This is a genomic window from Pseudomonas sp. (assembly GCF_030150285.1).
Taxonomy (GTDB): domain Bacteria; phylum Pseudomonadota; class Gammaproteobacteria; order Pseudomonadales; family Pseudomonadaceae; genus Aquipseudomonas.
Genome location: NZ_JASLGE010000027.1, coordinates 76,435 through 90,357 on the forward strand (window position 1 = coordinate 76,435; position 13,923 = coordinate 90,357).

Below are 13,923 nucleotides of genomic sequence, written 5' to 3' on the forward strand. Positions count from 1 at the left end.
GGTTTCAAGCTGATTAACGACGTGCAGCAATCACGCTGATTTCCACCAGCACTTGCGGCCGTGCCAGTTGTGCTTGCAGCGTGGTGCGCGTAGGCGCTTTACCGGCTGACAGCCAGGCGGCCCATACCGCGTTCATGGGCGCAAAATCGCGCTCGATGTTTTGCAGGTAAATCGTGGCGTTGAGGATGTGGTCCTTGTCGCTGCCGGTTTCGGCCAGCAAGGCGTCGATCTTGTGCAGGACTTCCTGGGTCTGCGCGGTAATGTCTTCGCTCTGGGTCGGTACCTGCCCGGACAGAAACACCAACGCCTCAAAGGTCGCCGCGGCGCTCAAACGGTCATTGCTGTGAATGCGGTGAATCGTCATCGGGCATTTCCTTGTGATGTGGGTGGGTGTTCAGGCGGCCTGTAAGGCCAGGCCTTGAAGGTCAATGGAGGTTTTACGCTGCGCAATCAGTTCGCTCAGCAAGCGCCCGCTGCCGCAGGCCAGGGTAAAGCCCAGTGCGCCGTGGCCCAGGTTGAGCCACAGGTTGCGATAGCCGCTGGCCCCCAGAATCGGCACGCCACTGGGGGTGGCCGGGCGCATGCCCGCCCACTCAATGGCGTGTGCGTAGTCGCCAGCCTCCGGGAAGGTGCTTTGGGCCAACTGACGCATTTGTGCGAGCCGTTTGGGGTCGAGCGACGTATCGAAACCGACGATGTCGACCATCGCTGCAATACGCAATTGCTGGCCAATGCGGGCGTACACAATCTTGCGGTCGTAATCGGTAATGCTTACATCGGGGGCTTTGGCCGGGTCGGTCAGGGGCAAGGTAAGGCTGTAACCCTTGAGCGGGTACAGCGGCAGGTTAAGCCCCGGCAGGCTCAGCGCCGGGCTGTTGTGCCCCGCCGCGAGCACCAGTTGATCGACCGGCAGCACCTCGTCGCCCATGTGCACGGCCTTGACCTCACCGTGCTCGTGATGAAGGCGGGTGACGGTTCTACCCAATAAAAATGTGCAGCGCCCTGACGCCTGCAAACGGGCGAACAGGTGTTGGCAAAACGCGTGGCAATCGCCAACTTCTTCATCGGGGGTGTAAATGCCGCCGACAAACGCTGAGCCCTGCAAACCGGGTTCCAGAGCCGCACATTCGTGGGCTGAAAGCGCTTGCTGAAAGGAACTGTTGGCCACTTTTTGACGGGCCTTGGCGAAGTTCGACGCCTCGCGAAACGCCACCAGTTTGCCGTTGCGCCGCCAGGCAAACCCGTCCAGGTGATCTTCATCGCGCCATTGTTGCAAGGTGGCCTGGCTCAGCAGCGCCAGGCGCAACAGGTGTGCCCCGTTGCGCTGGTTGACCGACCCGCGGCACGCGGCCACAAAAGAGGCCAGCCAGCGCCATTGCGCCGGGTCCATGCGCGGGCGCAATTTCAGGGGCGAATCACCGCGCAGCATCCAGCCCAGCGCCTGCCACGGCACACCGGCATCGGCCAACGGTGCCACATAGCGGTACGACAACTGGCCGCCATTGGCAAAACTGGTCTGGCTGGCAAGCGTGGGGCGGGCTTCTATCACGCTGACTTCAAAGCCATCGCGCACCAGCGCATATGCTGTTGCCAGCCCGATAACCCCACCGCCGATGATGCAAACGCGCTGTCCCATGTTAATCCTTAGCCCACTGTTGTGCGGGTTTCAGATTAGGGGCAGGTGACACGCCGCGAACAATGATTAAAGATACTTGCCCCATAAACAAAGGTTATGGATGGCCGCCATGCGCTTGCGACATATTGAAATTTTCCAGGCGATTCGCCAGACCGGCTCCATCAGTGCTGCCGCGCAGTTGTTGCACGTGTCGCAACCGGCGGTGAGCAAAGTGCTGCAGCATGCCGAAATGCAACTGGGGTTCCCGTTGTTTTTGCGCGTGCGCGGCAAACTGCAACCCACGCCTGAAGCGTTGTTGCTGGAGCGTGAGGTCGAAAAAGTCAGCGAGAGTGTGCAAGGCGTGCAGCGTTTGGCTGAAAGCTTGCGGCGTACACCGGGGCATCGCTTGCGTGTTGGCAGCACACCGGCGCTGGCGCTGTCGTTACTGCCGCCGGTGATAGGCGAGTGGACGCGGCGTTACCCTGATATCCGTTGCGAACTGGCGAGCGCGCACAGCCGTGAATTGGTGCAAAACCTGCTGATGCGGGAACTGGACGTGGCGTTGACGTTTAAACGCCCTGACCACCCAGGGCTCAAAGCCCAGGCGCTGGCCCACGGTGTGCTGGTGGCGCTGGCCCCACGAGGTTTGTGGCCGGATGACCGCGAGGGCGTGCCGTTGGCGTTGCAGGACCTGGCGGACGCACCGCTGATTGGCCTGAGCAACACTGACCCATTGTTTGCGCAACTGGACAGTTACCTCAAAGCGATTGAGCCGCCACCGCGCATCAACATTGCGGTGCAGACCTATTCGCTGGCGCGGGCGATGGTGGAGTCTGGCGCGGGGTTGGCCGTGATCGACCCGTTCACGGCGTTGGGTGCTTCGCGGGCAAGCACCGTGATTCGTCCGTTGACCCCGGCGTTACCGATCACGCTGTATGCGCTGACCCGAGCCGACGAGGCCCCGGTGCATCAATTGGAGGGGTTGCTGCAACTGTTTGCCGAGCGCGCGAGTGAACAACTACAGCGCATAGAGGGGGGAGATAAGGGCCGTAGCCGTTGACGCGGTGCAACAGCCTACAGCGTTGCTCTCACAGGGCCTGGCAGGCCCTGTGAGATTTACACGGCTTACTTCGGCAGTGCGTACACCACCACTTGGTCGCCCACTTGATCCTTCATGATCGAGTTGCCGCCGGCCACAAACGCCACGTACTGCCGGCCTTTGTATTCGTACACGGCCGGGTTGGCCACAGCGGGTGCCATCACGATGTCAGACCACAACTCCTTGCCGTCCTCAAGGGAGTAGGCGCGGACTTTGGCGTCCATGGAGGCCCCGATAAACACGACCCCCCCTGCGGTGATGGCCGGGCCGCCAATGGTCGGTGAGCCCATGTCTTCAGGCATGTACCAGCCCCACTGTTGAACAGCGCCCATTGGGCGGCGCCATTTCACATCGCCGGTGTTCATGTCGATGGCAACGATCTCACCGAAAGGCGGTGCCCAGCACGGCATGCCTGCCCAGTTTTGAGCGTTAAGCAGCGACAGGCCAAACGGTGCGCCGATCTGTGGGTAGAAGCCGTTTTCGTTACCGGACTCCTTCGGTTGTTTGTCGTAAGACGCGCGGTCCCACAGTTTGATCATTTGCACGATATGCGAGGTGTTGACCACGGCCACCTGGCTGACCGGGTCGAACGCTACGCCCCCCCATTGCACGCCACCGGCGCTGTCCGGGTAGGCCAAAGCGCCTGCGCCCTTGGTGCTGGGCGGCGTGTACATGCCGTCGTACACCAGGTCATCCCACATTTTCGAGCACTGACCAAAGCCAACAATGTCTGCCGGTTTCCAGATGGCCGGTTTTTTGGACTGGTCCAGTAACGGCGCGGGTTTGGTCGGGAACGGTTGGGTGGGTGAGTAGACTTCACCGGCCACGTCGCCCTGCGGTACCGGGCGTTCCTCAATCGGCCAGATGTCTTCGCCCGTGCGCCGGTCAACGGTGAACAGGAAGCCCATTTTAGTCGCCTGAACCAGCGCCGCTACTGGCTTGCCATCGACGGTGATGTCCATCAGGGTCGGGGCCGAGTTGATGTCGTAGTCCCAGATATCGTGGTGAACCCACTGACGCGACCACACGACTTTGCCGGTGTTGATGTCCAGCGCCGTGGTTGAGGTGCCCAACGGAATGGCGTTGGTCCGGTTGCCGCCCCAGTAGTTGGGTGACGGCGATGAAACCGGGATGTACAGCAGGCCCAGGGACGGGTCATAGGACATCGCGGTCCAGATGTTGGCGGTACCCGTTTTGCCTGCTTCCTCTTCCGGAATAGGCTTGAATTCCCACTCCAGTTCGCCGGTGCGGGCGTTGAGTGCAAACAGCGAGCCTGGGGACTCGACTTCGTACTCCCAGTCTTTACCGGCCCAGCCAACGATGAGCTTGTCACCGATCACGGTAGGCGGCTGCAGCACCGACAACGGCCATTTGGGGTTCTGGGTGTTCCATTGGTTAACGTCAACCACACCGTTTTTGCCGAAGCCTTCGCACGGCTTGCCGGTGTCGGCATCAACGGCAAACAGTTGCGCGGTCATGGTGCCCAGGTAGACCACCTTTTGGCAGGCCTCGCCCGCCTTGGGGTTCTGCTCCTGCCAGTAGGCCACGCCCCGGGATTTCAGCGCAGGCTGGGTTTCGGCCACCAGCGGTGATTTGGTATCGAAGGTCCACTTCTCTTTGCCGGTCTCGGGTTCGAGGGCAATGATGCGGTAGAACGGGGTGCCGACGTACAAGGTGTCGTTGGCAAAGATCGGCGTGGCCGACCAGACCGATGGGGGAAGCTTGCCGGTGCCGGTGGACATGTCGCCCGTGAAGTATTGCCACACCTTGGTCAGGTTGCCGACGTTGTCTTTATTGATCTGGGTAAGCGGCGAGTATTTTTGCGCGCTCAACTGGCCGTGGAACGTGTCCCACTCCTTGCCGTTGGGCAGCGGCAGCTTGGCCTCTTCGGCTGACAGGGTGGCCGTGGCCAGTAACGGTGGTGGCACGGTATAGGTGTCGGCGTGTGCGCCAGACATACTGGCCAACATGCACAGCGCGGGGGTGGCCAACAGATGTTTTTTCATTCCATTCATCTCACAGGCTCCTGGTTGGCGTGTGGCTAAAGGTTTCGATGACGACACCCAGCGCGGCCACGGCAATCACGGCGGCGGTCCACCACCCGTGCAGGAAGAGTGCGGCAATGAATGTCCCGATAACACCCACCCACCCCAGGAACAGGATGAAACGTCTAAACCCGCCGGTGTGGGACTTGAGCAACAAAAGGCCGAGGATGATCAACACAACCTCGGCCAGCATCGCGACCATCGCCCCTCCGGAGTCTGTGACCCCGGACAGCGGCGTAAAGAAACGCCAGGCAGTGATGCACAGGGCGATCACGGCGGCGACGATCAGAATATTGGCACCGAGACGGTGCCCGCTTGACGCAGAGGGTGATGACATCCGTTTCTCCTTTTCCGCTTTAGGTTGTCTGGTCATGCCAAGGGAAAATCGATCCAGCGAACGCTGAGTGTAGTCAACGTGCCGGGAAGCGCAGGAGGTATGCAGCAATATGCTGAAATAACTGTGACAGTTGTCGGGGAATCCGGCGGCGACAGGGTCACAGCCGGTGTTCTGGCGGCTCAAGCGCCGCCAGAGAAGGGCTTAATGCGCGCGGTCTGCTTCGGCCGGCGCGGGGCTGTCCTTTGTGACGTGACTCACCAGTTTGCCGATGGTCAGGCCCTGGAACAGGATCGATGACAGCACGACGATATAGGTGATGCTCAGGATCAAGTCGCGCTCCGGGCCGAGCGGCAAGGCCAGCGCCAGGGCCACTGAAACACCGCCCCGCAGGCCGCCCCAGGTCAGGATACGGATAGTGCCGCGCGGCACGTTGCGCCAGCGGCGCAGCAACACAATGGCCGGTGCCACGGTCAGCAGGCGCGAGAGCAAGATCGCCACGGCCAATACGCTGGCGGCCAGCAGGTGCAGCCACGAGAACGGCAGCAGCAACAGTTCCATGCCGATCAGTGCAAACAGCAAGGCGTTGAGCATGTCGTCGAGCAGTTCCCAGAAACCGTCCATATAGCGGCGGGTCATGTCGTTCATGGCCTTGTTGCGGCCCAGGTTGCCGATGATCAACCCGGCCACCACCATCGCAATCGGCGCGGACACATGCAGCTCACTGGCCATGGCCGAGCCGCCAATCACCAGCGCAAGGGTCAGCATCACTTCGATCTGATACTGCTCGATGCTTTTGATCATTCGGTACACCAAATAACCAATCAACCCGCCGAACACCACACCGCCGATGGCTTCATGCGCGAACAGCATCGCCGTGGCCCCCAGGCTCGGGGTTTCGCCCAGTTGCACAATGCCCAGCAACACGGTGAACACCACAACCGCGGTGCCATCATTGAACAGTGACTCGCCCACGATTGTGGTTTTCAACGGTTTGGAGGCATTGGCGGTCCGCAGCACGCCCAGCACTGCAATCGGGTCTGTGGGGGAAATCAGCGCGCCAAACAGCAGGCAGTACAAAAAGCTGATGTGCCAGCCGAACAGGCCGAAAATCCAGTAGGCCAGGCTACCGATTACCGTTGTTGCGATCAGCACGCCGACGGTGGCGAGCAGGCCGATAGGCCAGCGGTAGCTGCGCACATCGTTGAAGTTAACGTGCAAGGCCCCGGCAAACAGCAGGAAGCCCAGCATCCAGTTCATCAATAGATCGCCGAAGTCGATCTGGCCGATCAGTTCTTGCACGCGGTCTTCGAGGCCCGGATAGCCGAGCACGCTCAGGCCCTGCAAAATCAGTGAGAACAGCAGGGCGGTGACCATGACGCCAATGGTGGGCGGCAGGCCGATAAATCGGAAATTCACATAAGTCAGTAAAGAGGTCAGGCAAATAAACGCAGCGACAAGCTCAAGCATCCGGGATCCTGTGGTGGCGTGAGTGAAGGAAGGCCCGAGCGATTCGGAGCCAAGTGAGGGGCGATGGTTGTAAAAGAACATCCCCGTATGGACCACGATACGACGCCGGTGTGTCAGCTGTGCGAAAGCCTCAATAATGAGCCTGGCGCTGACGGTTTTGGGTATGGGTGTGGGTGGAACCGGGTGCAGAGTGGTCGGCAGGTATTATAAACCGCTGCTGACATATGCAGAATTAATTCCTCCAACATTAAAGGCGTCTACAGTGCTGGCAACCCTGCGAGTGCTGAACATTTAGAAAAGGAAAATCTTATGACGGTAGCTTTCTGGTGTGTACTGGTAGCCTTCTGCCTGACCTATGTGTGTACCGCGTTTGCCAAGTTCAGCGACGGTAAGTTCGGGCCTAAACAGAACCATGACCCGCGTGCGTTTCTCGATGGGCTGCAGGGGTTTGCCAAGCGGGCGCACAGTGCCCAGCTCAACAGCTTTGAAGTGACCCCGGCGTTCGCGGCAGCGGTGATCATTGCCGATATCGTGGGCAATGCGCCGCAGGAGACAATCGACGTACTGGCGGTGCTGTTTATCACCAGCCGCATGCTGTACATCATTTTCTATCTGGCCGACTGGGCAATCCTTCGCTCAATCGTCTGGTTTATCGGTATGGGGATGGTGGTGAGCCTGTTTTGCGTATCGGCCTGATGCCACTCGCGGGAGGGGCCGCCCCGTCGCGCAGCAAACGCCGGCTTGCCCGCTGCGCAAAAACCGGCGTTCGTCCAGCGTGGTTTAAGGGGGCCCTTCGATCAAAAACCAGGCGGACTCATGGCCGTCGGTCCAACTGAGAACACGATTTCGGCGTTTTTTACTGCGGCAATGCCATACCCTTTGGCCACAGCAACCAGATATTGCCTTTTTGTTTCATGTCGCCGGCCAGTTGCCCTGCAGCCGGGCCAGTGCCGACGAAGAAGTCGGCGCGCACTTCACCGGCAATCGCACCGCCGGTGTCCTGGGCCGCCACCGGGCGCACGATCGGGTGGCCGTTGGGTTCGGTGGTGGACAGCCATAACAGGCTGCCCAGCGGAATCACTTTGCGATCCACCGCTACGCTGTAGCCGGGCGTGAGTGGCACGTTCAGCGAACCACGCGGGCCTTCGTTGCTGTCGGGGTTCTGGGTGAAAAATACGTAACTGGGGTTGCTGGCGAGCAATTCAGGCACGCGCTGCGGGTGTGCTGCCGCCCAGGCGTGAATCGTGGCCATGGTCACGTCTTCTTTCTTCAGCTCACCTTGCTCCACCAGCCAACGGCCAATGGGCTTGTACGGGTGGCCGTTCTGGTCCGCGTAACCGATGCGCAACTGGCGGCCATTATCGAGTTGCACCCGGCCGGAGCCCTGGATTTGCAAGAACTGCAGGTCCATGGGGTCGGTCAACCACGCGAGTACGGGCGCATCCAGGCCTTTGTTGTTAATGGTTTCAGCCGTGTCGTAGGGCTTGATCACGCGCCCTTCAAGGCGGCCACGCAGGCGTTTGCCCTTGAGTTCGGGGTAGACGCTGTCCAGGTTCACCACGATCAAATCCGGCGGCACACCGTAAATCGGTACGTTGGCCGTGGCGGTAGGTTTCAGGCTGCCGGGGTAGACCGGCTCGTAATAGCCTGTGATCAACCCGCCGTTGCTGCCTTCGGCCGAGCGCAGGCTGTACACGTCGAGGTGGGTCTGCAGGAAGCTGCTGATTTCAGCCACGCTGGGGCTGGCCGGCAGGCGGGCGGCTTCGCTGCACAGGTTGCCCCAGTTCGGGTCGGCCTTGAGCCGGGTACAGGCGCTGCGCCAGGACGTGAAACCGCCTTGCAGGTCGGCCCCGGTCACTTCCGGCAGGGCGCTCCAGTCAGCTTTGCTGTAGGTGGTGTGAGGCTCGGGTTTTGCGGTGTCCTTGTCGGTGCCATTGCAACCGGCCAACAACATGACAGCGGGGAAGGCCCAGGCCAGCGGCTTGAAAAAGCTATTCATCAACGATGTTCCTTCGTGGGTTGCCGAGGCTGGAAAGCCTTCAAGGCAACCCTCTATTCAATAAGGGTATTGGTCTTTGTGGATGACACGGGGATACTGGCGGCCGATTTGTGTGATGTGAAGCCACCCTGATGTTTAAACGACTGACAGTTGTATTCCTGGCCTGCCTGACACTGGCGGCGTGTGGCGGGGTCGATCCTGATTCGCCGCTGGGCCAGCGTAAAGCTATTTTCAAGCAAATGCTCAAGACCAGTGAAGACCTGGGCGGCATGCTGCGCGGGCGTATTGCGTTCGACGGCCCACGTTTTACCGAGGGGGCGGTCAAACTCGATGCGCTGTCTCATGAACCCTGGAAGCACTTCCCGCAGGTCAAAGAGTCTGATCAGACCAACGCCACCGATGAGGTGTGGCAAAAGCAGGCGCATTTTCAGGAACTGGCCCGTCAGCTTGAAGCGGCGACCGGCGAGCTGGTGAACGTCAGCCAGCTACAGCCCTACAAAGCCAGCAACCTCATGCCAGCGGTGCAGAAAGTCGAAGACACGTGCAGTGCGTGCCACAAAGCATTCAGAAATCACTGAGGCCGAGGGCTTTGCGGGAGCAATCGGGCATCGACCGGCCGCTCCTGCCGTTAATGCGTTATTGGTCTAACTGGTCCAGCGCTTCTTGCAGTTCTTTGCGCGACTCGGCCAGTTTTTCCTTACGTTTGTTGATTTTGTCGGGATCGCCTTTCTTCATGGCCTTGTCCAGGTCGGCCTGGCGTTTGCTGACATCGTGCTTGGCATCCAGCACCTTGTTTTCGCGCTCTTTCTTCAGGCCAGCGTCTGTGCAGTGCTCAGTCACTTCGCTCAGGGCTTTCTCCAGGCCCGCGACCTGGTTGCTGTTGCCGTGGGCGCGAGCTTGCTCAAGCTGCAGGCTGATGGCCTGCTTTTTGGCAGCGCAGCCTGTGAGTTCTGGCGTTTTGTCCGCTGCCATCAGCGGGGCGGCCAGCAGGCCGCAGACAGTGAAAAGGGCGAGCGGTGAAAAAAGTTTCATAAAAGGCTCCATGACAAAAGATGAAAATGATCACGCTTTAAAAAGGCAATGCTGCGGGCTTCGCGGCGTCTAGTCAAAGCCGTCTATGTTGGCCGCGCGTAATGAATCACTTAAAGCTTGTACGTTTGGATCATGCAAAAAAGCGGTTAATTGCGCCGCTCGCTGTGTGCCTATGCCTGGGTACGCTTGCCAGGCCAGGGTGTCACGGGCGACCAGCGCTTGCCATGACTGCCCCAATGGCGCGTCACCGGTGGGTGGCAGGCCGATGGCCTTGACCCAGCGTTCGAACGGTTGTTGCCGTACGCCTTGAAAACTCTTGAGCAAACGGCCGATGCTGCGTTCGCCCAAGCCGTTAATGTTAGCAAGCTGCGCGGCGTCCAGGGTTAACCAATCGACCAGGTTGTGAAGTCGTCCGCTCTGAACCAGCGTGCGCCAAGTGCCGGGGCCCACAAATGGCATAGCGAGGCCTTTCTTGGCGCTCAGCCAGTTCAAACGCGCCAGGAACTGGCTCTCGCACCCGGCCGTCGGTTGCCAGCAACTCAGGGCATGGAAGTTATCGGGGTTGGGCACCGTCACTTCAATGCGCGCTGAGGTGCGCTGCACCACGTGGTCGAGCCGGGGAATGGTCATGCCGGCCAGGCTGATGGCAACGTGATCGCCCGGGCGAATGTCCAAGGCTTGCCAGCGTCGCAGCGAGCCCACGCTGATATGTTTGATCTGACGGTCATCCAGGCGCACGGGTTTTAGCGTGAGCATAGGCGTGATGCGCCCGGTGCGCCCGATAGCGAACGTGACCTTGCGTACTTCACTCCGCGCCTGGGCGTGCGGGTATTTCCATGCGGCTGCCCAGTGGGGTGGCTTTGCCTGCCAGCGCCGCGCGTCAGGCCGCTGGCTTTGGCGCAGCACTACCCCGTCACTGGCGAACGGCAGCGGGTTGTTAAACCATTGTTCGCGCCAATGCCTGGCGTGGTCAAAGTGCTCGATAGGCTGGCTGTACAGCAGGCTGTCAGTGAACCCCAGCGCGGCCAACTGTTGCAGGCGCTCGGCCTGGGAGGGTGGCCCGTCGGGCCAGTCCCATACAAACAGGCCGATGCCGGTGCCCTGCTCGGGGTTCAACGCGTGGCGTGCCATCAATCCGGCGACGGTACTGCGTGCATTCAAGCTGCCCGCCGTGGCTTGTATATGGCCGGGCAGGCGTTCATACAATTCGCCCTGCAACACCGCATCGACAGGCTGCGCCAGTTGCCGGGGAATGGCACTGACGCTGCGCGCCGCATGGCTCCAGTCCTGCCCGGTTTGCCCGTCGCCCCGGCTGATGACCTGTTGCAACTGCCCTTGCCGGTAGACCAGCGTGACCGCCACGCCGTCCACTTTGGGCTGTACCCAGACACCCAGGCGACCTTTGAGCCAGGCGTTCACGGCGTGTTCATCAGGCAGCTTGTCCAGCCCGGTCTGGGCGATGGGGTGGGCGAGAGGGCCGCTTGCCGTGTGCAACGGGTTATCCACAGGCGCTTCGGGAAAGCAGCGGTGCCACTGTTCAAAGCGTGCGCGCGCTTGGTCGTAGGTGGCGTCGCTGACCAGTGAAAGGCCCTGCCGGTGATAGTGGTCGTCCCAGGTATTTAGCTGGTGTTGCAACGCCGAGTATTCCGCGAAAGGGGGGCAGGCGGCGTGACTGTGGAAGGTCAGCGAGACGAGCCATAGCCCGCACAGCATTCGTATTTTGGCCAGCATCGTGAGCGTCCTTGCTCGGGGTGGATGCTTAAGGCTAGCGGGGGATTTTTAGCGCGGGAGGGCAGAGGGTTGCCGGGTATTTCGGGTACACAGGCTTCGCGATGTTTTGATGTTTAAAAGATCGCGAGCAATCGAGCGTCGACCGGCTATTCCTACGGATGGCAGAGTTTGTGGGAACGAGCTTGCTCGTGATCTTTTGATCTGGCTTTTGATCCAAGGGCCCCTCCTACACAAAACGCAGCCACAAAAAAGCCCCGGACAGTCGCCTGTCCGGGGCTTGGGGCTTACTTACAAGCCGGCAGCAGCGCGCAGTTCTTCAGCGCGGTCGGTACGCTCCCACGTGAACGTGGTGAAGGTATCGTCGCCCACTGTCTTGGTCTGCGGCGTGCGGCCGAAGTGACCGTAAGCGGCGGTTTCCTGGTACATCGGGTGCAGCAGGTCAAGCATGGTGGTGATGGCGTACGGACGCAGGTCGAACACGTCACGTACCAGCTTGATGATTTTCTCGTCAGAGATTTTGCCAGTGCCAAAGGTGTTCAACGAAATCGAAGTCGGTTGAGCGACGCCGATAGCGTAGGAAACCTGGATCTCGCAACGCTCGGCCAAGCCGGCGGCGACGATGTTTTTGGCCACATAACGACCGGCATAAGCGGCCGAACGGTCCACTTTGGACGGGTCTTTACCCGAGAACGCGCCGCCGCCGTGACGGGCCATGCCGCCGTAGGTGTCGACGATGATCTTACGGCCGGTCAGGCCGCAGTCACCCACCGGGCCGCCAATGATGAATTGGCCGGTCGGGTTGATGTGGAACTGGGTGTCTTTGTGCAGCAGATCAGCCGGCAGCACGTGCTTGACGATCAGTTCCATCACGCCTTCGCGCAGGTCTTTGTAGGACACTTCTGGATTGTGCTGGGTCGACAGCACGATGGCGTCGATTGCGACCACTTTGCCGCCTTCGTAACGGCACGTCACCTGAGACTTGGCATCTGGACGCAGCCAAGGCAGCAGGCCGGATTTACGGGCTTCGGCCTGGCGCTGAACCAGTTGGTGGGAGAAGGTGATCGGTGCAGGCATCAGCACGTCGGTTTCGTTGCTGGCATAGCCGAACATCAGGCCCTGGTCGCCGGCACCCTGATCTTCTGGCTTGGCGCGGTCTACACCCTGGTTGATGTCCGGGGACTGCTTGCCGATGATGTTCATCACGCCGCAGGTTGCGCCATCGAAGCCTACGTCGGAGCTGGTGTAGCCGATGTCGGTGATCACGTCACGAACGATCTGCTCCAGGTCAACCCAGGCCGAAGTGGTCACTTCGCCTGCGATGATTGCTACGCCGGTTTTCACCAGAGTTTCGCACGCCACGCGGGCGAACTTGTCTTCAGCAATGATGGCGTCCAGCACCGCGTCAGAAATCTGGTCGGCGATTTTGTCCGGATGCCCTTCAGACACGGACTCGGAGGTGAAAAGGGAGTATTCGCTCATCTCGACGGTTTCCTAATATTTACCGATGGTGAGTGTCGCCAGCCGGCCGCTGAAAGTGGCGGACCTGAATCTGGAAACCATTACGTAAGCCTACATAGAGGCTTTCCCCGGGAACGAGTCCCGCAGCGGTGGCCCAACGGGCCAGATCATCTTGTTCAAAACCAAGCCACAGGTCGCCGCACGCTTCGCGTGCCCACGCCTGGTTATGGCTACACAACTCTGTTACCAGCAGGCTACCGCCAGGTTGCAGCAAGGTGGCCAGTTGCCTGAGTGCTTCAGCCGGCGCGGCGAAATGGTGCAACACCATGTTGACCACCACGCAATCGGCCTGGATCGGTGCATCCTGTAACGCGTCAGCCAGGATCAGGTTGACGTTGTCCAGTGACCCGCGTTCACACAGCTGGCGGGCCAGTTCAAGCATGACCGGGCTGTTGTCCAGCGCCGTGACATGATGAAAGCGACGGGCCAGCTCTGGCAGAAAGCTGCCGTCCCCGGGGCCGACTTCCACGGCCGTGGCCGTTGGCTCGAAACTCAGTTTGTCGAGCAGCGCCAAAACGCTGTCCCGGTATTGCGGCAAGCCTGCAATCAGGTCTTGCTGTGCTCGAAACTTCTCGGCAATGCGCAGGAAAAAGTCCTGGCTAGCCGCCGCGCGTTGTACATGTACGGTGCTGATGCGGTCTTGCACTTCGGCGGGCAAGGTCAGGTTATCCACCTCGTCCAGCATCGCGGCGTGCAATTTGCCGCCCCGTAGTTCGGTATGGGGCAGGGCCCGGCGATAAAAAATCGCATTGCCTTCGCGTCGCGTTGCCACCAGGCCGGCTTGCGACAACACCTTGAGGTGATGGCTCATGCCTGACTGGCCGGTGGCGAAAATCTGCGTCAGTTCCAGTACACCAAATGAATCGTTGGCTAACGCGCGCAGCACATTGAGTCGCAGCGGATCCCCCCCAGCCTTGCACAAGGCGGAGAGCTCATCGCAATCGTCATGGCGGATTGAAGGCACGCGTAAGTTCATGGGGGCGCAGTCTAGTTACCCGTTCCGCTGCTCGCAAGATCAATATCAAAACATTTTGATATTGATCGATAACCGGCACTGCTGTGGAAGCTGCCCTCTCTATA

General features: G+C 60.3%; 13 protein-coding genes. 3 read left to right on the forward strand and 10 right to left on the reverse strand.

Annotated features, from left to right (window positions below; genetic code table 11):
* Nucleotides 1–13: 13 nt before the first annotated feature.
* Both Q1W15_RS05275 and Q1W15_RS05280 read right to left on the reverse strand, forming a co-directional pair.
* Nucleotides 14–364 carry a RidA family protein gene (locus Q1W15_RS05275; RefSeq protein ID WP_300724757.1) on the reverse strand — a complete coding sequence of 117 codons (351 nt, stop codon included), beginning with the start codon at nucleotides 362–364 and terminating at the stop codon, nucleotides 14–16.
* 30 nt (nucleotides 365–394) lie between these two features.
* Nucleotides 395–1,636: a D-amino acid dehydrogenase gene (locus Q1W15_RS05280; protein WP_300724759.1), complete on the reverse strand. Its 1,242-nt coding sequence runs from the start codon at nucleotides 1,634–1,636 to the stop codon at nucleotides 395–397.
* 109 nt (nucleotides 1,637–1,745) lie between these two features.
* On the opposite strand from Q1W15_RS05280, the gene Q1W15_RS05285 reads away from it, so the two are divergent.
* A complete protein-coding gene (locus Q1W15_RS05285; RefSeq protein WP_300724761.1) occupies nucleotides 1,746–2,675 on the forward strand; it encodes a LysR substrate-binding domain-containing protein in 930 nt (309 codons plus the stop codon).
* Between the two features lie 65 nt (nucleotides 2,676–2,740).
* On the opposite strand, the gene Q1W15_RS05290 is transcribed toward Q1W15_RS05285, so the two are convergent.
* From Q1W15_RS05290 to Q1W15_RS05300, 3 genes are all read right to left on the reverse strand, one after another.
* Entirely contained in the window at nucleotides 2,741–4,729 is a 1,989-nt protein-coding gene (locus tag Q1W15_RS05290) for a pyrroloquinoline quinone-dependent dehydrogenase (protein WP_300724763.1), read from the reverse strand.
* Between the two features lies 1 nt (nucleotide 4,730).
* A complete protein-coding gene (locus Q1W15_RS05295) occupies nucleotides 4,731–5,096 on the reverse strand; it encodes a hypothetical protein (protein ID WP_300724765.1) in 366 nt (121 codons plus the stop codon).
* Between the two features lie 201 nt (nucleotides 5,097–5,297).
* A complete protein-coding gene (locus Q1W15_RS05300; RefSeq protein WP_300724767.1) occupies nucleotides 5,298–6,563 on the reverse strand; it encodes a sodium:proton antiporter in 1,266 nt (421 codons plus the stop codon).
* Nucleotides 6,564–6,872: 309 nt separating this feature from the next.
* Here Q1W15_RS05300 and Q1W15_RS05305 point away from each other — a divergent pair, with 309 nt between their 5' ends.
* The gene (locus Q1W15_RS05305) at nucleotides 6,873–7,259 is read left to right on the forward strand and encodes an MAPEG family protein (protein WP_300724769.1); all 387 of its coding nucleotides are present in this window, start codon (nucleotides 6,873–6,875) and stop codon (nucleotides 7,257–7,259) included.
* A 160-nt stretch (nucleotides 7,260–7,419) separates the two neighbouring features.
* Here the strand turns inward: Q1W15_RS05305 and Q1W15_RS05310 are convergent, their stop codons facing one another.
* Entirely contained in the window at nucleotides 7,420–8,562 is a 1,143-nt protein-coding gene (locus Q1W15_RS05310; protein ID WP_300724771.1) for an MltA domain-containing protein, read from the reverse strand.
* A gap of 128 nt (nucleotides 8,563–8,690) precedes the next feature.
* On the opposite strand from Q1W15_RS05310, the gene Q1W15_RS05315 reads away from it, so the two are divergent.
* Nucleotides 8,691–9,140: a cytochrome c gene (locus Q1W15_RS05315; RefSeq protein WP_300725008.1), complete on the forward strand. Its 450-nt coding sequence runs from the start codon at nucleotides 8,691–8,693 to the stop codon at nucleotides 9,138–9,140.
* A gap of 58 nt (nucleotides 9,141–9,198) precedes the next feature.
* Here the strand turns inward: Q1W15_RS05315 and Q1W15_RS05320 are convergent, their stop codons facing one another.
* The 4 genes from Q1W15_RS05320 to Q1W15_RS05335 form a co-directional block, all read right to left on the reverse strand.
* Entirely contained in the window at nucleotides 9,199–9,594 is a 396-nt protein-coding gene (locus Q1W15_RS05320) for a DUF1090 domain-containing protein (protein ID WP_300724773.1), read from the reverse strand.
* 69 nt (nucleotides 9,595–9,663) lie between these two features.
* A complete protein-coding gene (ligB, locus tag Q1W15_RS05325; protein WP_300724775.1) occupies nucleotides 9,664–11,325 on the reverse strand; it encodes an NAD-dependent DNA ligase LigB in 1,662 nt (553 codons plus the stop codon).
* Between the two features lie 288 nt (nucleotides 11,326–11,613).
* Nucleotides 11,614–12,804, reverse strand: a complete 1,191-nt coding sequence (gene metK, locus Q1W15_RS05330) for a methionine adenosyltransferase (protein ID WP_300724777.1) — start codon at nucleotides 12,802–12,804, stop codon at nucleotides 11,614–11,616.
* Nucleotides 12,805–12,823: 19 nt separating this feature from the next.
* Nucleotides 12,824–13,819, reverse strand: coding sequence for a metalloregulator ArsR/SmtB family transcription factor (locus Q1W15_RS05335; RefSeq protein WP_300724779.1), 996 nt, complete (start codon nucleotides 13,817–13,819; stop codon nucleotides 12,824–12,826).
* Between the last annotated feature and the right edge of the window lie 104 nt (nucleotides 13,820–13,923).